Here is a 19,796-nt window from a genome sequence, read left to right on the forward strand (position 1 = left end):
CGATCTGTGCCTTGCCCTGCATCATGCACCAATCAATGCGACCGCCCAAGCCCCGGACAAGGGTCATGTCGCGAAACGACAACTTGCCGACTGACACCGCTGCACGCCAAGATAGGCGCAGCATTCAGGAACCCCAGCATGAAATTTTGCAGCCAGTGCGGCAACCCGGTGACCCAGCGCATTCCCGAAGGCGACTCGCGGCTGCGATTTGTCTGCGACAGCTGTCAGACCATTCACTACCAGAACCCCAATATCGTGGCCGGATGCGTGGCGACCTGGGGCAGCAAAGTCCTGCTCTGCCGCCGTGCCATCGAGCCGCGTCTCGGTTACTGGACGCTGCCCGCCGGTTTCATGGAGAACGGCGAGACCATCGAGCAGGCCGCCATCCGCGAAACCGCCGAGGAAGCCTGCGCCCGGGTGCGTAACCTGAGCATCTACACCCTGATCGACGTGCCGCATATCAGCCAGGTGCATGTGTTCTTTCGCGCAGAGCTGGCGGACCTGGATTTTTCCGCCGGCCCCGAGAGCCTCGAAGTGCAACTGTTCGACGAAGCGCAGATTCCGTGGGACGAGCTGGCTTTCCGCACGGTGGGCCGTACCTTAGAATGCTTCTTCGCTGACCGCCGCGCCGAGACTTACCCGGTGCGCTCGGAATCGATCCCGCCGCTCGCTCAACCGGCCATCACTTGATTTCAGCGCCAGCCGGCCGATAACCCGCGTGCGCAGCCCGCGACAGCGCCTGCATAAGATCTATAAATAAATTATCTGCATCACCTTCTGGGGAATCGTTTCAATGCGCTGGTTGCTTGCCCTGTTTTGCCTGTCGTTCGTCACCGTCTCCCAAGCGTCGTTCGTGACCACCGTGACGCCTTCGAACACCCCGCTCATCGAAAAAATACTGGTGCTCAAGTCGGCTCATCAACTGCAGTTGATCGCCGATGGCAAGCCGCTCAAGAGCTATCGCATTTCCCTGGGCAAGGGCGCGAAAAAAGGCCCGAAACTGATTGAAGGCGACAAACGCACACCTGAAGGTTTCTATTGGATCGACTGGCGCAAGACCAGCGACAAATTCAACCTGTCGATGCACATCTCCTACCCGAACATCAGCGACTCCGCCCGCGCCCGGCGCGAAGGCGTCGAGCCTGGCGGCATGATCATGATCCACGGCACGCCGGATTCCGAAGACAACCCGGAAAACCTGTTCCACACCCTGGACTGGACCGACGGCTGCATCGCCATGCGCAACGTCGACATGCGCGAAGTCTGGAACCTGGTGCCAGACGGCACGATGATCGAAATCCGCCCCTGATTCTGTCACCAGGGCGCCTGCTCTCTCCGGGCCGCGAAGCGGCCCTTCCCTCTGACCATTGGTCGCCCGCAAAAAATAAATTCAAAAGATCGCAGCCTGCGGCAACGTCTGAACGGTGATACCACTTTCACCCGCCAGAACTGCCGCAGACTGCGATCTTTTGCATTCCAGAGCCCACCTCTAATACCACTTGAAACCACCCACCCTGAAACACCCGATTCCAAAGGACTACAGGCCTTTCCGCTGCGTTGACATGGTATGCAAGTGGTATTAGTTTTCGTCGAAACAGCGAGCGACAACAATCCAATATCAGCTCCGGAAATGCCTGCATGAATGATCTACACGCCCTGCGCCCTGACGACTCCCAGCCGACGCCGCTGTACCTGCAACTGGCGCGCAACCTGGAAGCAGCGATCCATGCCGGCCAGTGGAAAGCCGAACAGGCGATGCCGTCGGAGCGCAATCTCAGCGAAATGCTGGGGATTTCCCGGGTCACCGCCCGCAAGGCGCTGGAAGTCCTGCTCGATCAAGGTTTGATCCGCCGCCTGCAAGGTTCCGGCACCTTCATCACCCCACGCCTTGAACAACCGCTGTCGCGCCTGTCGGGTTTCAGCGAAATGCTCCGTCTCAAGGGCTTCGTGCCCAGCTCGCAATGGCTGGAGCGGGAAATCACCCTGCCAACCCACGAAGAACTGATCCGCCTCGGCCTGTCGCCGAACGACAAGGTCGCGCGCATGAAACGCCTGCGCAAAGCCGACGACACGGTGATGGCCATCGAGATGAGCACCCTGCCCGCCTCGATCATGCCCAAGCCACAAGTGGTGGGCGATTCACTCTACGAACACCTCGACAGCATCGGCAAACCGATCGTGCGCGCCTTGCAGCACATCCAGGCGATCAACGCCTCGGACGAGTTCGCCGCGCTGGTCGGCATCGCCCCCGGCACCGCGATGCTGCTGATGACCCGGGTCGGCTATCTGGAAGACAACACGCCGATCGAAGTCACCGACACCTATTGCCGCAACGACTACTACGACTTTGTTGCAGAGCTTCGCCGCTGATCAGCAGCCAGGCCAAACGAGAGAAGCGAAATGTCCGAAGACAACATCCTTACCGCTGACGGCTGGATTCGCGGCCGGCTGATCCACGAACACGGCAGAGTCGTGTCCATCGAAGGCGTGCCTTGCGATCCGACGGACAACGACCTGCCTTATCTGCTGCCGGGCTTCATCGATCTGCACGTCCACGGCGGTGGCGGCAAGGACATCATGGAAGGCACCAGCGCCTTCGAGACCATCACCAAGACCCACGTGCGTTTCGGCACCACCTCGCTGCTGGCCACCACGATGACCGCGCCGAGTGCCGAGATCTCCAGCGTGCTCAAGGATGTCGGCGAATTCTGCGAGCAGCGTCCCAAAGGCGCCGCCCGGGTCCTCGGTGTTCACCTCGAAGGTCCGTACATCAATCCCGGCAAACTCGGCGCGCAACCGAACTTTGCCCACACCGCGCTGATGGCCGAAGTCGAAGAGTATCTGGCACTCGCGCCGATCCGGGTGATCACCATCGCCCCGGAAATCGCCGGCCACGACGGCTTGATTCGTGAACTGAGCCGCCGTGGCATCCGCATGCAGATCGGCCACACCCTCGGCAGTTACGAGGAAGGTGTCGCCGCCCTCGAAGCCGGCGCCACCAGTTTCACGCACTTGTACAACGCCATGAGCCCGCTGCATCACCGCGAACCGGGCATCGTCGGCGCCGCCCTCGCCCACGCCAAATTCGCCGAGTTGATCCCGGACTTGCTGCACGTGCACCCCGGTGCGATCCGCGTGGCCCTGCGCTCGATTCCTTGCCTGTATTGCGTCACCGATTCGACCGCCGCCGCCGGCATGCCCGACGGCGAGTACAAGCTCGGCAGCCACACCGTCACCAAATGCCTGGGCGGCGTGCGCCTGCCGGACGGCACGCTGGCCGGCAGCACCCTGACCATGGATCAGGCTTTGCGCAATCTGGTGAAGATCGGTCTGCCGATCGCCGAAGCCTCGCAACGTCTTTCGCAATTCCCCGCCGACTACCTCGGCATCACCGAACGCGGGCGCCTGCAACCGGGCGCCTGGGCCGACTGCGTGCGGCTGGATCGCTCACTCACACTGACCGCCGTCATGGTCGAAGGAGAAGACATTGACTTCAAAAATGCTTGAGGAGGCGCTGTCCTCGTTCGAGGCCGTGCAAGCCCAACTGCAACAGCTCGATGGCTCGATGATCGAGATCGCCGGGCGCCTGCGCCGTCAGCCGCCGCAAGTGGCGATGACCGTCGCCCGTGGCAGTTCCGATCATGCGGCGAGCTACTTCGCCTACCTGACCATGCAGCAACTGGGCATTCCAGTGGCGTCGCTGCCGATGTCGGTGGTGACCATGCAACAGGCGCCGTTGAAAGTCAGCGGTCAGGTCGCGTTCGCGTTTTCCCAGTCGGGCCAGAGCCCGGATCTGGTCAACAGCCTGCGTCTGCTGCGCAAGCGCGGTGCCCTGAGCGTGTCGATGGTCAACGCCGCCGACTCGCCGCTGGAGGCCGCGTGTGAATTCAGCCTGCCGCTGCTGGCCGGCACCGAAAGCAGCGTCGCCGCGACCAAGAGCTTCATTGCCACCCTCAGCGCCAGCGCCCGTCTGATCGCGCACTGGAAAGAAGACAGCGAATTGCTGGAAGCGCACAACGCCTTGCCCGAAGGCTTGCGCGACGCCGCGCAACAGGACTGGAGCCTGGCCATCGACGCCCTGCGCGATTGCGAGCGACTGATGGTGATCGGCCGTGGCGCCGGTTTCGCCATCGCCCAGGAAGCCGCGCTGAAATTCAAGGAAACCTCGGCGATCCAGGCCGAAGCCTTCAGCAGCGCCGAAGTCCGTCACGGCCCGATGGCCCTGATCGACGAACACTATCCGCTGCTGGTGTTCGCCCCGCGCGGTGCCGAACAGGCCGGTCTGCTGAGCCTGGCGGCCGAAATGCGCCAACGCGGCGCCCGCGTGCTGCTGGCCGCACCGGATGACGTGAGCGAACGCGACCTGACCTTGAGCCGCGCGGAGCATCCGGCGCTCGACCCGATCCTGGCAATCCAGAGTTTCTACGTGATGGCGGCCGGTCTGGCCGTGGCCCGTGGCATGGACCCGGATCAGCCGCGACACCTGAGCAAAGTCACTCGTACGCACTGAGTCCGAACCGAACGTTTTCCTGATGAGACCGAGCCATGCACAACAACAATAAAGAGCTGACTTTAAGCGCCCCGCTCAGCGGCCCGGTGCTCACGCTCGCCAAAGTTCCGGACGCGGTGTTCGCCAGCGGCGCGATGGGCGACGGCATTGCCATCGATCCGCTGAACGACACCTTGTATTCGCCCTGCGCCGGGGTGGTGATCCACGTTGCCCGCACCGGCCACGCGCTGACCGTGCGTGCCGACAACGGCGCGGAAATCCTCCTGCACCTGGGACTCGACACGGTCGAGTTGCAGGGCGAAGGTTTCTCGATGCTGGTCAAGGAAGGCACTCGGGTCAGCAGTGGCCAGCCGTTGCTGCGCTATGACCTGGACAAGGTCGGCCGCCAGTGCAAAAGCCTGGTCAGCCTGTTGATCCTGACCAACAGCCAGGACTTTCAGGCGCGTCCCATCACCCTGAAAACGGTGAAGGTTGGCGAACCGCTGCTGCACATAGTTGCTCGTCACAGCACGGCGACGAATGCAGAAGAAACCGGCGGCCCTGAAGTTCACGGTCACGTGCAGGTCGCCCATCGCGGTGGCCTGCATGCACGCCCGGCCGCGTTGATCCGCCAGACCGCGCAAGGTTTCAAGAGCCAGTCACAGCTGCATTTCGCCGGCAAATCGGCGCCGTGCAACAGCCTCATCGGCTTGATGGGCCTGGCGATTGGCGAGCAGGACGAAGTGCAAGTCAGCTGCCAGGGTTCCGATGCGCAAGCAGCACTGCAAGCCTTGCTCAACGCACTGGCCACCGCCCTGCCCGACGACCACCACGCTGCCGCGCCGGTTGTTTCTGCACCACGCAATCGCCCGGCCGAGGCCGGCGTGTTGCACGGCGTGTGCGCCGCACCGGGTCTGGTCGGCGGGCCGCTGTTTCGCTTGAACGCGATCAGCCTGCCGGCGGACGCTGGCAATCATCAGCCCGAGCAACAATTGCAGATCCTCGACGCAGCATTGAATCAGGTTCGCAGCGAAATCAACGGCACCCTCGCCCAGGCGAAAAAACAGCGTAATGCCGACGAAGAAGCGATCTTCGCCGCGCATCTGGCATTGCTGGAAGACCCAGCACTACTAGATGCCGCGCAGCAATCGATCGAAACCGGCATCGCGGCGACTCACGCCTGGAGCCAATCCATCGATGTGCAATGCGAGGTGCTGCAAAACACCGGCAGCGCACTGCTGGCCGAGCGTGCCAACGATCTGCGCGACTTGAAACAACGGGTGCTGCGTGCCCTGCTCGGCGAAGCCTGGCATTACGACGTGCCGGCCGGCGCCATCGTCGCCGCTCACGAACTGACGCCTTCGGACTTGCTGCAACTGAGCGCGCAAGGTGTCGCCGGGTTGTGCATGGCCGAAGGTGGCGCGACATCCCACGTGGCCATTCTGGCCCGGGGCAAAGGCCTGCCGTGCATGGTCGCACTGGGCTCGGCGCTACTGGATCAAGCGCAAGGTCAATCTGTGGTCCTCGACGCCGACGGCGGGCGCCTCGAACTGACGCCAAATGGCGAAAGACTGGCCGAAGTCCGGCAAGCCCAGATCGACCGCCAACAACGTCGCGAAGCCCAGCAAGCCCAGGCCCATCTGCCGGCGGAAACCCGCAACGGCGTGGCCATCGAAGTGGTCGCCAACGTCGCCTCCAGCCATGAAGCAGCAGACGCGTTTGCCAATGGCGCCGATGGCGTCGGCCTGTTGCGCACCGAGTTCCTGTTCGTCGATCGCCACACCGCGCCGGACGTCGAAGAACAGCGCACCGCCTACCAAGCGGTGATCGATGCCATGGGCGACAAGTCGGTGATCATCCGCACCATCGATGTCGGTGGCGACAAACAACTCGATTACCTGCCGCTGCCAGTGGAAGCCAACCCGGTTTTGGGTCTGCGCGGTATTCGTCTGGCTCAGGCCCGCCCGGAAATCCTCGATCAGCAACTGCGCGCCCTGCTGCAAGTCAGCCCGTTGCAGCGCTGCCGGATCCTGCTGCCGATGGTCACCGAAGTCGACGAACTGCTGCACATCCGCCAACGGGTCGATGCGCTGTGCCTGGAACTGGGCATCAGCCTACGTCCGGAAATCGGTGTGATGATCGAAGTCCCGGCCGCCGCATTGCAGGCCGAACAACTGGCCGAACACGCCGACTTCCTGTCCATTGGCACCAACGACCTGTCGCAATACACCCTGGCCATGGACCGCGACCACGCCGGCCTCGCCGCACGGGTCGATGCCTTGCACCCGGCACTGCTGCGCCTGATCGCCATGACCTGCGAAGGCGCGGCGGTGCATAAACGTTGGGTCGGCGTGTGCGGCGCCCTGGCTTCCGATCCGCTGGCGACGCCGGTGTTGATCGGCCTGGGCGTGACCGAACTGTCGGTGAGCCCGGTGCAAATTGGTGAAATCAAGGATCGCGTGCGCCAGGTGCACGAAGCCGAATGCCAACGCCTCGCCCGGGACTTGCTCAAGCTGAGCAGCGCCGCCGCGGTGCGTCATGCCTGTCATCAACATTGGCCTCTGCGCTAACAAAAACAACAAGGACAAACGCCATGTACCAACTCTTCATCGAAGGCCTGCAACGCCTCGGCCGAGCGCTGATGCTGCCGATCGCGATCCTGCCGATCGCCGGCCTGCTGCTGCGCCTGGGCGACACCGACCTCCTGAACATCGCGATCATCCACGACGCCGGCCAGGTGATCTTCGCCAACCTGGCGATGATCTTCGCCATCGGCATCGCGGTCGGTTTCGCCAAGGACAACAACGGCACCGCCGGCCTCGCCGGGGTGATCGGTTACCTGGTGATGATCTCCACGCTGAAGGTACTCGACGCCAGCATCAACATGGGCATGCTCGCCGGGATCGTCAGTGGCCTGATGGCCGGTGCGCTGTACAACCGCTTCAAGGACATCAAGTTGCCGGAGTATCTGGCATTCTTCGGCGGCCGGCGTTTCGTACCGATCGTCACCGGTTTTGCGGCGGTGGGTCTGGGCGTGATATTCGGCTACATCTGGCCGCCGATCCAGCACGGCATCAACAGCTTCGGCAGCCTGATGATGGAAAGCGGCAGCTTCGGCGCCTTCGTCTTCGGTGTATTCAACCGCCTGCTGATCGTCACCGGCCTGCACCACATCCTCAACAACATGGCGTGGTTCGTGTTCGGCAACTTCACCGACCCGACCACCGGCGCCCTGGTCACCGGCGACCTGTCGCGTTACTTCGCTGGCGATCCGAAGGGCGGCCAGTTCATGACCGGCATGTTCCCGATGATGATCTTCGGCCTGCCCGCGGCGTGCCTGGCGATGTACCGCAACGCCCTGCCGGAACGACGCAAAGTGATGGGCGGGATCTTCCTGTCGATGGCGCTGACCTCGTTCTTGACCGGGGTAACCGAACCGATCGAATTCGCCTTCATGTTCCTCGCACCGCTGCTGTATCTGGTGCATGCGCTGCTGACCGGGCTGTCGATGGCGATCACCAATGCGCTGAACATTCATCTGGGTTTCACCTTCTCCGGTGGCTTCATCGACATGGTGCTCGGTTGGGGCAAGTCCACCAATGGCTGGCTGGTGATCCCGGTGGGCCTCGCTTATGCGGTCATCTATTACGCGGTGTTCGATTTCTGTATCCGTCGCTTCAACCTGAAGACGCCGGGGCGTGAAGACGTCGCCACCGCCGACAAAGCGGTTCTGACCGAAAACGAACGCGCCGGGGCTTACATCAAGGCACTCGGTGGTGCGGAGAATCTGGTCACTGTCGGCGCATGCACCACGCGGCTGCGACTGGAAATGGTCGATCGCAACAAAGCTTCGGATGCGGATTTGAAAGCGTTGGGCGCGATGGCCGTTGTGCGTCCGGGCAAGGGCGGGAGTTTGCAGGTGGTTGTCGGGCCGATGGCCGACAGCATTGCTGATGAGATTCGCTTGGCGATGCCCGCGTTGGGGCGTGCTTTGGTGACGGCGCCTGTCGCAATCATCGAAACCAGTGAGCCCGTAACGGTCGCCACACCGCTGGCACAGCAATGGCTGGCAGCCCTGGGCGGCAGCGACAACGTGCTGCAACTTGATTGCATCGCCATGAGCCGTATTCGCCTGCAACTGGCCGATGGCAAGGTGCTGTCGGAAAGCCGATTGAAAGAGCTCGGATGTTTGGGTGTGAGCGCGCTGGAAGATGGTGTTTGGCACTTGCTGGTGGGCGAGCGGGCGCAAAGCTTGAGTGCGGCGTTGGAGGGGTTGGTTAATCGGAGTGAGGTGAGTGCGAAGGTTTAGGGCGACCAGTGAATCGCTGGGTGGGGGGTGATTTGACGCATCTTTATTGGACTCCGAATCCAGCCCTCACCCTAACCCTCTCCCGGAGGGAGAGGGGACTGATCGCAGTGTTTATACGAACTACACCGACCTGGAATATCGAGGCGAACTCAGATCTTAAAACACCAAAAAACAGCTTCTCACCACTCAAAACGATGAGCGTTAGCTCGAGTACCGCTTTTGACGTGCCGGCCCCATCGGAAGGCTGAGTGGAGGGATTTATCCGGGGGTGGGAGCGCAGCGACCGTTCGACGAAGTCGAACACATCGAGAGGAGGTGCAGCGAAGCAAACCGTAGGCGATGCCCCCGGATGAATCCCGTAACGAAGGAACCCCGAGCCCCAGCGAGGGGCCGTACGCCGGGGCCCAGCGTTTTGCTTACTTTTGGGCGTCTGCAAAAGTGAGTCGCTGTAAGAGCGAAACCGTCAGCGGCAGCACCCGAAGCAACGGATATTCACTCAATCTCAAACCCCAAAAACCAAAAAACCCGCTGAAATCACTCTCAGCGGGTTTTCTGTTCAAACGGCAAGGAAGATCAAAAATCCTCCAACCGCCAAACCTCATAAGCCGGCGTCTCGTAAGGATGGCTAGCCTTCAAAGCCCCCACCACCCCACGAATCAACTCATCGCCAACAACAAGCTCAACCTTCCACTCCTCGAGCCGCTCAACCCGCCCCGCCTCACCAATGAACGGCTGACTCCCGTCCAAAGGCCGAAACTGACCAGATCCAAGCACCTGCCAAGCACAGTGGTCATAGTCACCGATCCGCCCACCACCGGCAGCGAATACAGCGTCCTTGACCACCTCGACATGACTGTCGGGAACAAAAAAAGCGAGCTTGTACACAGCGCTTAGTTCACCCACACACGAGCGTTACGGAACATACGCATCCAAGGAGCGTCTTCGTTCCACTCTTCCGAACGCCACGAGTTCTGCACAGCGCGGAACACACGCTCCGGGTGCGGCATCATGATCGTTACGCGACCGTCGCGGCTGGTGAGGCCGGTGATCCCGCGCGGCGAGCCGTTCGGGTTGGCCGGGTAGGCTTCGGTGACCTTGCCGTGGTTGTCGACGAAACGCATCGCCACGCAACCGGACAGATCGGCTTCCAGCAGTGCCTCTTCGCTTTCGAATTCGGCATGACCTTCACCGTGAGCGATGGCGATCGGCATGCGCGAACCGGCCATGCCCTGCAGGAAGATCGAGTTCGATTCCTGAACCTGAACCATCGCCACGCGCGCTTCGAACTGCTCGGAGCGGTTGCGCACGAAGTGCGGCCAGAACTCGCTGCCCGGGATCAGTTCGTGGAGGTTGGACATCATCTGGCAACCGTTGCACACGCCGAGGGTGAAGCTGTCGTTACGCTCGAAGAAGCCCTGGAACGCATCGCGGGCACGGCTGTTGAACAGTGCGGACTTGGCCCAGCCTTCACCGGCGCCGAGTACGTCGCCGTAGGAGAAACCACCGCAGGCCACCAGACCTTTGAACTCGTTCAGGTCGACACGGCCGGCCAGAATGTCGCTCATGTGCACGTCGATCGCGTTGAAACCGGCGCGGTCGAACGCGGCCGCCATTTCCACCTGACCGTTGACGCCCTGCTCACGCAGCACGGCAACCTGTGGGCGGATGCCTTTCTTGATGTAAGGCGCGGCGATGTCCTGGTTGACGTCGTAGCTGAGCTTGACGCTCAGGCCCGGATTGTCCTCTACCAGCAGGACGTCGAATTCCTGCTGGGCGCAGTCGGCGTTGTCGCGCAGACGCTGGATCTGATAGCTGGTCTCGGCCCACTGACGTTGCAGCAGACGACGCTGACCTTCGAACACGGTGTCACCGTTGAAGGTGATGTTGATCTGGCCGTTGTTGATCGGCTGACCGATCACCGAAACGCAATCGCCCAGACCGGCCGCGCTGAATTGCGCGAGGATGTCCGGCGTGGCGTCCTGGCGAACCTGGATCACGGCACCCAGTTCTTCGTTGAACAGGATGGCGGCGATTTCAGCGGAGCTTTCGGCAACGCTGTCCAGGTTCAGGCTCAGACCGCAGTGGCCGGCGAAGGCCATTTCCACCACGGAGGTCAGCAGACCACCGTCGGAACGGTCGTGGTACGCCAGCAGGTGACCGTCGGCGTTGAGGCCCTGGATCACCGCGAAGAAGGCTTTCAGGTCTTCGGCGTCGTCGACGTCCGGAGCCTGCTTGCCGAGCTTGCCGTGAACCTGAGCGAGGATCGAGGCGCCCATGCGGTTCTGGCCACGACCGAGGTCGATCAGGATCAGATCGGTGGTGCCTTTGTCCATGCGCAGTTCCGGGGTCAGGGTCTGACGGATGTCAGCCACTGGCGCGAAACCGGTCACGATCAGGGACATCGGCGAGGTGACGGTCTTGTCTTCGCCGTTGTCGTTCCAGCGGGTGGCCATGGACATCGAGTCCTTGCCCACCGGAATGGTGATGCCCAGCTCAGGGCACAGTTCCATACCGACCGCTTTCACGGTGTCGTACAGACGCGCGTCTTCGCCTGGGTGGCCGGCAGCGGACATCCAGTTCGCCGACAGTTTGATGTCGGAGAGCTTGTTGATGCGCGAAGCGGCAATGTTGGTCAGGGTTTCGCCGATGGCCATGCGGCCCGACGCCGGAGCGTCCAGCAGCGCCAGCGGAGTGCGCTCGCCCATCGCCATCGCTTCACCGGTGTAGACGTCGAAACTGGTGGCGGTGACGGCCACATCGGCCACCGGAACCTGCCATGGGCCGACCATTTGGTCACGGGCCACGAGACCGGTGATGGTGCGGTCGCCGATGGTGATCAGGAAGCTTTTGCTCGCCACGGCCGGGTGGTGCAGGACGCGTTCGATGCTTTCGCTGATGTCGAGGTTCGACGGATCGAAGTCATCGCCCAGCTCGGCTTCGCGCACCACCGAACGGTGCATGCGCGGTGCCTTGCCCAGCAACACTTCCAGTGGCATGTCCACCGGGTTGTTGCCGAAGTGGCTGTCGGTCACGGTCAGTTGCGGCTCGGCGGTGGCTTCACCGACAACGGCAAACGGGCAACGCTCACGTTCACAGATGGCCTTGAAGCGCTCGAAGTCGGCCGGGCCGACTGCCAGAACGTAACGTTCCTGGGATTCGTTGGACCAGATTTCGTGCGGGGCCATGCCCGGCTCGTCGTTTGGAATGTTGCGCAGTTCGAAACGGCCACCGCGGTCGCCGTCGTTGACCAGTTCCGGGAAGGCGTTGGACAGACCGCCCGCACCCACGTCGTGGATGAAGCTGATCGGGTTCTTGTCGCCCAGTTGCCAGCAACGGTCGATGACTTCCTGGCAGCGACGCTCCATTTCAGGGTTTTCACGCTGAACCGAAGCGAAGTCCAGATCTGCCGAGCTGGTGCCGGTAGCCATCGAAGAAGCGGCACCGCCGCCCAGACCGATCAGCATCGCCGGGCCGCCGAGAACGATCAGCTTCGAGCCGACCAGAATCTCGCCTTTCTTGACGTGCTCTTCACGGATGTTGCCCATGCCGCCAGCCAGCATGATCGGCTTGTGGTAACCGCGAACTTCGTCACCGTGCGGGGTGGTGATCGATTGTTCGAAGGTACGGAAGTAACCGGTCAGGGCCGGACGACCGAATTCGTTGTTGAACGCAGCGCCGCCCAGCGGGCCTTCGATCATGATGTCCAGCGCGGTAACGATGCGCTCAGGCTTGCCGTACGGTACTTCCCACGGCTGTTCGAAGCCCGGGATCTGCAGGTTCGACACGGTGAAACCGGTCAGGCCGGCCTTCGGCTTGGCGCCACGGCCGGTCGCGCCTTCGTCGCGGATCTCGCCACCGGAACCGGTAGATGCGCCCGGGAACGGTGCGATCGCGGTCGGGTGGTTGTGGGTTTCAACCTTCATCAGGATGTGCACCGGCTCCTGCACCGCGCCGTACTGGCGGGTTTCCGGATCCGGGAAGAAGCGGCCGGCGACGTTGCCGACGATCACCGAAGCGTTGTCCTTATAAGCGGACAGCACGCCTTCGCTGTGCATCTGATAGGTGTTCTTGATCATGCCGAACAGGCTTTTTTCCTGGCTCTCGCCGTCAATATCCCAACTGGCGTTGAAGATCTTGTGGCGGCAGTGCTCGGAGTTGGCCTGGGCGAACATCATCAGTTCGATGTCGTGCGGGTTGCGCTTGAGACCGTTGAAGGCGTTGACCAGGTAATCGATCTCGTCTTCGGCCAGGGCCAGGCCCAGCTCGACGTTGGCCTTTTCCAGCGCGGCGCGACCACCGCCGAGGATATCGATGGCGGTCAGCGGCTTCGGTTCGGCGTGGCTGAACAGACCGGCGGCCTGCTCGAGGTTGGCCAGAACGATCTGCGTCATGCGGTCATGCAGTACATCGGCAATCTGCTGTGCTTCGGCTTCGCTGAACTGACCGGCCACGTAGAACGCGATGCCGCGCTCCAGGCGCTGGATCTTGCTCAGGCCGCAGTTGCGGGCGATGTCGCTGGCCTTGCTCGACCATGGCGAGATGGTGCCGAAACGCGGCAACACCAGGAACAGACGACCGGTCGGCTCTTGAACCGGAACGCTTGGACCGTACTTCAGAAGGCGCGCAAGCACCTGCTGTTCGTCGCCGGTCAGGACGCCGGTGACTTCGGCGAAGTGAGCGAATTCAGCATACAAGCCACTGACAGCCGAAACCTTCTGGCTCAGTTGCTCAAGGAGTTTGCTGTGGCGAAAGGCAGAAAGGGCAGGAGCGCCGCGCAGGATCAACATCTTCGGGACAGCCTCGGGAAGGGGTGTGCTTTGAGGCCGTGCATTCTAGCCTAAACCGCCCTCAACATCACCCGAAACGCTACGCACGGTTGCACCCGGATGTCGAGTGGTGTTCTTGCCTCGAAGGTCAAATTTATCGGGTGTTGGAACGCGGGTTATTTTTTCTGTCACAAAATGCCTTTCGGGCCCATTCCTGCGGGGTTTCGAGCGGTTTTGTGATCCCTAGCAGACAAGCCCTCGACTGTCGAGATATGGCGCCCGTTGTCCTTTGCGTATACTGCGCACATGTTTTCCCCAACGGCTTTGCGTCCGCGGTACGCCAAATGGCTGATCGCAACCGGACTCTTCCTGATGCTCAGTGGCTGTGTTGATAAACCCAACACCCTCGAGCGCGTAAAGGAGGATGGTGTGCTGCGGGTGATCACCCGTAACAGCCCCGCCACCTACTTTCAGGATCGCAGCGGCGAAACCGGCTTCGAATACGAGCTGGTGAAGCGCTTCGCCGACGATTTGGGGGTGGAGCTGAAGATCGAGACCGCCGACAACCTCGACGACCTGTTCGACCAGGTCGGCAAACCCAACGGTCCGGTACTGGCCGCCGCCGGCCTGGTCAGCAGCGATCAGCGCAAGAAGCAGGTTCGGTTCTCCCACGCCTATCTCGAAGTCACCCCGCAGATCATCTATCGCAACGGTCAGTCCCGCCCGACCGACGCCAGTGAACTGGTCGGCAAGAAGATCATGGTGCTCAAGGGCAGCACCCACGCCGAGCAACTCGCCGAGCTGAAACAGAAATATCCCGGGATCGAATACGAAGAATCCGACGCCGTTGAAGTAGTCGACCTGCTGCGCATGGTCGATGAAGGCCAGATCGACCTGACCCTGGTCGACTCCAACGAAGTGGCGATGAACCAGGTGTACTTCACCAATATCCGCGTGGCCTTCGACCTCGGCGATGCGCGCAGCCAGAGCTGGGCAGTGGCCGCCGGTGAAGACAACAGCCTGCTCAACGAGATCAACAGTTATCTGGACAAGGTGCAGAAGAACGGCACCCTGCAACGCCTGAAAGACCGCTACTACGGCCACGTCGACGTCCTCGGTTACATGGGCGCCACGACCTTCGCCCAGCATTTGCAGCAGCGGTTGCCCAAATACGAACAGCACTTCAAGACTTACGCCAAGAAAGAGAAAGTCGACTGGCGCCTGCTCGCGGCCATCGGTTATCAGGAATCGCTGTGGCAACCGGCCGTCACTTCGAAGACCGGCGTGCGCGGCCTGATGATGCTGACCCAGAACACCGCCCAGGCCATGGGCGTGTCCAACCGCCTCGATCCGAAGCAGAGCATCATGGGCGGCGCGAAGTACCTGGCTTACATGAAGGATCAACTCGACGACTCGATCCAGGAGCCGGATCGTACGTGGTTTGCACTGGCCGCCTACAACGTTGGCAGCGGCCACCTGGATGACGCGCGCAAACTGGCGTCCCGGGAAGGCCTGAACCCGGACAAGTGGCTGGATGTGAAGAAGATGCTGCCGCGCCTGTCGCAGAAGCAGTGGTACAGCAAGACCCGCTATGGCTACGCCCGTGGCGGCGAACCGGTGCATTTCGTGGCCAACATCCGTCGCTACTACGACATCCTGACCTGGGTGACCCAGCCGCAACTCGAGGGCGATCAGGTCGCCGAAGGCAATCTGCATGTGCCGGGGATCGACAAATCCAAGCCGGCGCAGGAAAACCCGCCGCTCTGATAAATACTGTGGGAGCGAGCCCCCACAGGATCTGCGCTGACGCTTAGGCCTTTGCAGCCGCCAGGATCAGCGCCTTCATCTCCGACACTGCCGACTTGAAGCCGACGAACAACGCATGCGCCACCAGCGCATGACCAATGTTCAGTTCGTTGATGCCCTTGATCGCCGCCACAGCTTCAACGTTGTGGTAGTGCAGACCGTGACCGGCATTGACGATCAGGCCCTGGGCCAGACCGAATGCCACGCCGTCCGCCACACGCTTGAGCTCTTCAGCCACTTCGGTCGGTGTTTCGGCATCGGCGTAGCGCCCGGTGTGCAGCTCGATGGCCGGTGCGCCGACTCGTTTCGAAGCAGCGATCTGCCGCTCGTCAGCGTCGATGAACAGCGACACTTCGCTGCCGATCTTCGACAGACGCTCCACCGCTGCCCTGATGCGCTCTTCCTGCCCCGCCACGTCCAGACCGCCTTCGGTGGTCAGTTCCTGACGCGTCTCCGGCACCAGACAGATGTGGGCCGGACGGATGCGCTCGGCGAACGCCATCATTTCTTCGGTGACGCCCATTTCGAAGTTCATGCGGGTTTGCAGCACATCCTTGAGCAACAGTACGTCGCGCTCCTGAATGTGGCGACGGTCCTCGCGCAGGTGCACGGTGATGCCGTCGGCGCCCGCCTCTTCCGCGTCCAGCGCGGCCTTGACCGGATCCGGATAGCGCGTGCCCCGAGCCTGACGCAGGGTGGCGACGTGGTCGATGTTCACGCCAAGAAGAATGCGATTGCTGGTGGTCACGGATGCGCTCCTGAAGGGAAAGATTCGGCGCACAGCATACACGGTGAAGGGTCTGTTGACGTCTGGGCGCGGCGGCGACGGGATGCTCACTGAGCACAGGGCAAGGCGCGAGGAACGAAGTTTGGTTTCCCCAAATGAGTTCCGAGCAACGCAGCCCTGGGCGCAGTGAGCGCCCGTCGTGCCGTGCCCAGACGTCAACAGACCCTTAGGGCTTTCGAAACAGCTCGCGACTGACCAAGGGACGACCGCCAAGATGAACTGCAAGTGCCTGACGCATCAAGCGTTTGGCAGCGGACAATGCGCCGGGCGCAGACCAGTCCGCTTCGGCCATGGCCAGCAGCTCGGTGCCGTTGAACAGACCGGGTTGCAGCAGGTAGACCCGCTCTAGCCCGGCATCCACCTGCAAGCGATAGAGGCCGTCCGGAGCAATGGGCTCGTCATTGATGTCGGTATTCAGGGAGAAGCCGTAACCGAGGTCGTCAAGCAGGCGCCATTCGAAGGAACGCAGCAACGGTTCCAGTGGCCGGCCTTCAGCCAAGGCCAGCAAGGTGGCCGCGTAATGATCGAACACCGCGGGGTGCGGGTCTTCGGCTGGCAGCAGGCGGATCAGCAACTCGTTGAGATAGAGGCCGCTGAACAGCGCCTCGCCGACCATCCACGTCGCATTGCCGGCACTTTCCATTCGCCCGACATTCTTCAACTCACCCTTGCCACGGAATTCCACTTCCAGCGGCACGAACGGACGCGCCAGCGTCCCGGCCTTGCCCCGCGCGCTGCGCAACACCGCCCGCAGCCGACCTTGCGGCGTGAGGAAGTCCACCAACGCGCTGGTTTCGCGATAGGCGCGGGAGTGCAGGACGTAGGCGGGTTGGGCGGGAGGCGTTTGAGACATGGATTTCTCGTTGAGGGAAACGCGGTTTTACTCATCACCCAAAACCAATGTGGGAGCGAGCTTGCTCGCGAAAGCGGTGCAACAATCAACATCAATGCTGAATGTTACATCGTCTTCGCGAGCACGCTCGCTCCCACAATGGATCGATGTAATGCCAGACGCTTTACAGGTCGCCGTAACCCAGCGAACGCAGCGCACGCTCGTCGTCGGACCAGCCGCCCTTCACCTTCACCCACAGGTTGAGCATGATCTTGGAGTCGAACAGCAGCTCCATGTCCTTGCGCGCTTCGGTGCCGATGCGCTTGATGCGCTCGCCCTTGTCGCCAATGATGATTTTCTTCTGGCCGTCACGCTCGACGAGGATCAGCGCGTGGATGTGCAGAGTCTTGCCCTGTTGCTTGAACTCTTCGATTTCCACGGTGATCTGGTACGGCAGCTCGGCGCCCATCTGGCGCATGATTTTCTCGCGCACCAGTTCGGCGGCGAGGAAACGGCTGCTGCGGTCGGTGATCTGGTCTTCCGGGAAGAAGTGATCGTTCTCCGGCAGATGGTCAGCGATGACCTTTTCCAGTGCATCGAGGTTATGCCCGTGCTGCGCCGAGATCGGAATGATCTGCGCATTCGGCAGCTGTTCCTGCAACCAGGACAGGTGCGGCATCAGCTCGGCCTTGTCCTCGATGCGGTCGGTCTTGTTCAGCGCGACGATCAGCGGGCCGGTCACGTATTGCACACGCTCCAGCACCATCTGGTCTTCTTCGGTCCACTTGGTGCGGTCGACCACGAAGATCACCACGTCGACGTCTTTCAACGCCGCCGAAGCGGTCTTGTTCATGTAACGGTTCAGGGCCTTTTCGCCACCCTTGTGCATGCCCGGGGTGTCGACGTAGATCGCCTGCACGTCGCCCTCGGTCTTGATCCCGAGCATGTTGTGGCGAGTGGTCTGTGGCTTGCGCGAAGTGATCGCGAGCTTCTGGCCGAGGATGTGGTTCAGCAGCGTGGACTTGCCCACGTTGGGACGGCCGACGATGGCAACATAGCCACAGCGAGTTGCGTTTGTATCAGTCATTGCCATTCTCCACACCCAGGGCAATCAGTGCTGCGGCGGCCGCTACCTGTTCGGCAATGCGACGGCTCACGCCCTGACCCCGGCTTTTTTCATTCAATAGGACAACTTCGCACTCGACGAAGAACGTACGGCAGTGCGGCTCACCCTGGATATCCACCACTTCATAGCGTGGCAGGTCGCAACCGCGCGATTGCAGGAATTCCTGCAGGCGGGTCTTCGGATCCTTGTTGGTGTCGACCAGTGTCAGACCTTCGAACTCGCCAGCCAGCCAGGCCAGAACGCGCTCGCGGGCGACTTCCATGCCGGCGTCGAGGTAGATCGCGCCGATCAGCGCTTCGAGGGCATCGGCCAGAATCGATTCGCGACGGAAACCGCCGCTTTTCAGCTCACCGGAACCCAGGCGCAGGTATTCGCCCAGATCGAAACCACGGGCCAATACCGCCAGGGTCTCACCTTTCACCAGACGTGCACGCAAACGCGACAACTGGCCTTCGCGGGCCAGCGGGAAGCGGTCGAAGAGTGCCTCGCCGGCGACGAAGTTGAGGATCGCATCGCCGAGGAATTCCAGACGCTCGTTGTTGCGTCCGGCAAAGCTGCGGTGCGTGAGGGCCAGGACCATCAGTTCCTGGTCCTTGAAGGTGTAACCGAGCTGACGCTCGAGACGGCTTAGAGAAACGCTCACGGTTTACCCACGCTGAGTTCGTGGCTGGATTCCACTGCCATCGCCGGGATACGGCGCAGGCCTGGGACAATTAACGCTGTGTTCAAAAATGACGTCCTGAATATCGTGGCTTCATGCCCCGGAGCCGGTTGTGCCGACGCCAGAAATGCATTCGGCGCTGTGGTCAACAGCGCCGTGATTGTTTACTTGATCAGGCCGACCCGCGAGAAATTCGGCAGGTGGCTGAGTTTCGGTTCCGGCCAGCTCATCCAGACCGCGAAGGCCTTGCCGACGATGTTCTGGTCGGGAACCATGCCCAGCAGATCCTTGGGAATGTTCGGATCATCCCAGTAGCGACTGTCGTTCGAGTTGTCGCGGTTGTCGCCCATCATGAAGTAGTGCCCGGCCGGCACGGTCCAGGTATGGTCCGGCGTGGCGCGGTAGCGGCTCATTTCCTTGCGGATCAGGTGCTCGGCGGCGCCGAGTTTTTCCTTGTAGAGCTCAGCGCTGCCAAGGGTGCCCGGTTCGGAACCGACCAGTTGCTCGGCAATCGACTCGCCATTGACGAACAGACGCTTGTCGGCGGTGTAACGCACCGTGTCACCCGGCAGACCCACCACACGCTTGATGTAGTTGACGTTCGGGTCGCTCGGGTAGCGGAACACCATCACATCGCCGCGTTGCGGATCACCGACTTCGATGACTTTCTTGTCGATCACCGGCAGGCGGATCCCGTAAGAAAACTTGTTCACCAGAATGAAGTCGCCAACGTCCAGGGTCGGCTTCATCGAACCGGACGGAATCTGGAACGGCTCCACCAGGAACGAACGCAGCACCAGCACGATGAACAGCACCGGAAAGAACGACTTGCCGTATTCGACCAGCAGCGGTTCCTTGTTCAGCTTCTCGACCACCACCACGTCAGGCTGGCTGACGCTGCCCTGATAGGAAGTGATGGCGGCGCGCCGACGCGGTGCCAGGATCAACAGATCGAGCAACGCCAACAGGCCGCAGACGAACACGGCGATAACCAGCAACAGCGGGAAATTTAGTGACATA

Annotated in this window: 15 protein-coding genes; 8 read left to right on the forward strand and 7 right to left on the reverse strand. The window is 61.7% G+C overall.

The genetic code is table 11. The features are described from left to right. Positions 1-138: 138 nt before the first annotated feature. The 7 genes from AC1RR7_RS29595 (at position 139) to nagE (ending at position 8,798) form a co-directional block, all read left to right on the forward strand. Positions 139-690: an NUDIX hydrolase gene (locus tag AC1RR7_RS29595; RefSeq protein WP_096819233.1), complete on the forward strand. Its 552-nt coding sequence runs from the start codon at positions 139-141 to the stop codon at positions 688-690. Between the two features lie 103 nt (positions 691-793). Continuing rightward, entirely contained in the window at positions 794-1,309 is a 516-nt protein-coding gene (locus tag AC1RR7_RS29600) for a L,D-transpeptidase family protein (RefSeq protein ID WP_096819231.1), read from the forward strand. 329 nt (positions 1,310-1,638) lie between these two features. Then, the gene (locus AC1RR7_RS29605) at positions 1,639-2,370 is read left to right on the forward strand and encodes a GntR family transcriptional regulator (RefSeq protein WP_007954613.1); all 732 of its coding nucleotides are present in this window, start codon (positions 1,639-1,641) and stop codon (positions 2,368-2,370) included. A 30-nt stretch (positions 2,371-2,400) separates the two neighbouring features. Beyond that, the gene (gene nagA, locus AC1RR7_RS29610) at positions 2,401-3,507 is read left to right on the forward strand and encodes an N-acetylglucosamine-6-phosphate deacetylase (protein ID WP_493158905.1); all 1,107 of its coding nucleotides are present in this window, start codon (positions 2,401-2,403) and stop codon (positions 3,505-3,507) included. Beyond that, on the forward strand, positions 3,488-4,510 hold the full coding sequence (locus AC1RR7_RS29615) for an SIS domain-containing protein (RefSeq protein WP_096819227.1): 1,023 nt from the start codon (positions 3,488-3,490) through the stop codon (positions 4,508-4,510). Before nagA ends, AC1RR7_RS29615 begins: the two co-directional genes overlap by 20 nt. A 35-nt stretch (positions 4,511-4,545) precedes the next feature. After that, entirely contained in the window at positions 4,546-7,059 is a 2,514-nt protein-coding gene (ptsP, locus tag AC1RR7_RS29620) for a phosphoenolpyruvate--protein phosphotransferase (protein ID WP_273536217.1), read from the forward strand. A 23-nt stretch (positions 7,060-7,082) separates the two neighbouring features. Beyond that, on the forward strand, positions 7,083-8,798 hold the full coding sequence (gene nagE / locus AC1RR7_RS29625) for an N-acetylglucosamine-specific PTS transporter subunit IIBC (RefSeq protein WP_273536216.1): 1,716 nt from the start codon (positions 7,083-7,085) through the stop codon (positions 8,796-8,798). 573 nt (positions 8,799-9,371) lie between these two features. Here nagE and AC1RR7_RS29630 read toward each other — a convergent pair. Then, the gene (locus AC1RR7_RS29630; protein ID WP_273536214.1) at positions 9,372-9,683 is read right to left on the reverse strand and encodes a Nif3-like dinuclear metal center hexameric protein; all 312 of its coding nucleotides are present in this window, start codon (positions 9,681-9,683) and stop codon (positions 9,372-9,374) included. A 5-nt stretch (positions 9,684-9,688) separates the two neighbouring features. Next, positions 9,689-13,585, reverse strand: coding sequence for a phosphoribosylformylglycinamidine synthase (gene purL, locus AC1RR7_RS29635; RefSeq protein WP_273536210.1), 3,897 nt, complete (start codon positions 13,583-13,585; stop codon positions 9,689-9,691). Positions 13,586-13,870: 285 nt separating this feature from the next. Between purL and mltF the strand changes: the two genes are divergently transcribed. Beyond that, positions 13,871-15,331 (forward strand): membrane-bound lytic murein transglycosylase MltF, encoded by a 1,461-nt coding sequence (mltF, locus tag AC1RR7_RS29640; protein WP_096819217.1) that lies wholly within the window; start codon positions 13,871-13,873, stop codon positions 15,329-15,331. Between the two features lie 43 nt (positions 15,332-15,374). On the opposite strand, the gene pdxJ is transcribed toward mltF, so the two are convergent. The 5 genes from pdxJ to lepB form a co-directional block, all read right to left on the reverse strand. Further along, on the reverse strand, positions 15,375-16,118 hold the full coding sequence (gene pdxJ, locus AC1RR7_RS29645; protein ID WP_007957371.1) for a pyridoxine 5'-phosphate synthase: 744 nt from the start codon (positions 16,116-16,118) through the stop codon (positions 15,375-15,377). Positions 16,119-16,323: 205 nt separating this feature from the next. Next, entirely contained in the window at positions 16,324-17,010 is a 687-nt protein-coding gene (gene recO / locus AC1RR7_RS29650; protein ID WP_085729730.1) for a DNA repair protein RecO, read from the reverse strand. A gap of 163 nt (positions 17,011-17,173) precedes the next feature. Beyond that, on the reverse strand, positions 17,174-18,076 hold the full coding sequence (gene era, locus AC1RR7_RS29655) for a GTPase Era (protein WP_003221935.1): 903 nt from the start codon (positions 18,074-18,076) through the stop codon (positions 17,174-17,176). After that, a complete protein-coding gene (gene rnc, locus AC1RR7_RS29660; RefSeq protein ID WP_096819215.1) occupies positions 18,069-18,758 on the reverse strand; it encodes a ribonuclease III in 690 nt (229 codons plus the stop codon). The genes era and rnc overlap by 8 nt, the downstream gene beginning before the upstream one ends. 182 nt (positions 18,759-18,940) lie before the next feature. Next, on the reverse strand, positions 18,941-19,795 hold the full coding sequence (gene lepB / locus AC1RR7_RS29665; protein ID WP_096819213.1) for a signal peptidase I: 855 nt from the start codon (positions 19,793-19,795) through the stop codon (positions 18,941-18,943). Between the last annotated feature and the right edge of the window lies 1 nt (position 19,796).

It is taken from the genome of Pseudomonas sp. GW821-FHT11G12, assembly GCF_058808055.1.

What these genes read in the sequence shown, in the direction of transcription:
- recO (WP_085729730.1), bottom strand. Translation starts at nt 17,010, where the DNA reads ATGTCTCAAACGCCTCCCGCCCAACCCGCCTACGTCCTGCACTCCCGC.
- AC1RR7_RS29605 (WP_007954613.1), top strand. Translation starts at nt 1,639, where the DNA reads ATGAATGATCTACACGCCCTGCGCCCTGACGACTCCCAGCCGACGCCG.
- AC1RR7_RS29595 (WP_096819233.1), top strand. Translation starts at nt 139, where the DNA reads ATGAAATTTTGCAGCCAGTGCGGCAACCCGGTGACCCAGCGCATTCCC.
- mltF (WP_096819217.1), top strand. Translation starts at nt 13,871, where the DNA reads ATGTTTTCCCCAACGGCTTTGCGTCCGCGGTACGCCAAATGGCTGATC.
- nagA (WP_493158905.1), top strand. Translation starts at nt 2,401, where the DNA reads ATGTCCGAAGACAACATCCTTACCGCTGACGGCTGGATTCGCGGCCGG.
- ptsP (WP_273536217.1), top strand. Translation starts at nt 4,546, where the DNA reads ATGCACAACAACAATAAAGAGCTGACTTTAAGCGCCCCGCTCAGCGGC.
- nagE (WP_273536216.1), top strand. Translation starts at nt 7,083, where the DNA reads ATGTACCAACTCTTCATCGAAGGCCTGCAACGCCTCGGCCGAGCGCTG.
- purL (WP_273536210.1), bottom strand. Translation starts at nt 13,585, where the DNA reads ATGTTGATCCTGCGCGGCGCTCCTGCCCTTTCTGCCTTTCGCCACAGC.
- era (WP_003221935.1), bottom strand. Translation starts at nt 18,076, where the DNA reads ATGACTGATACAAACGCAACTCGCTGTGGCTATGTTGCCATCGTCGGC.
- lepB (WP_096819213.1), bottom strand. Translation starts at nt 19,795, where the DNA reads ATGTCACTAAATTTCCCGCTGTTGCTGGTTATCGCCGTGTTCGTCTGC.
- AC1RR7_RS29600 (WP_096819231.1), top strand. Translation starts at nt 794, where the DNA reads ATGCGCTGGTTGCTTGCCCTGTTTTGCCTGTCGTTCGTCACCGTCTCC.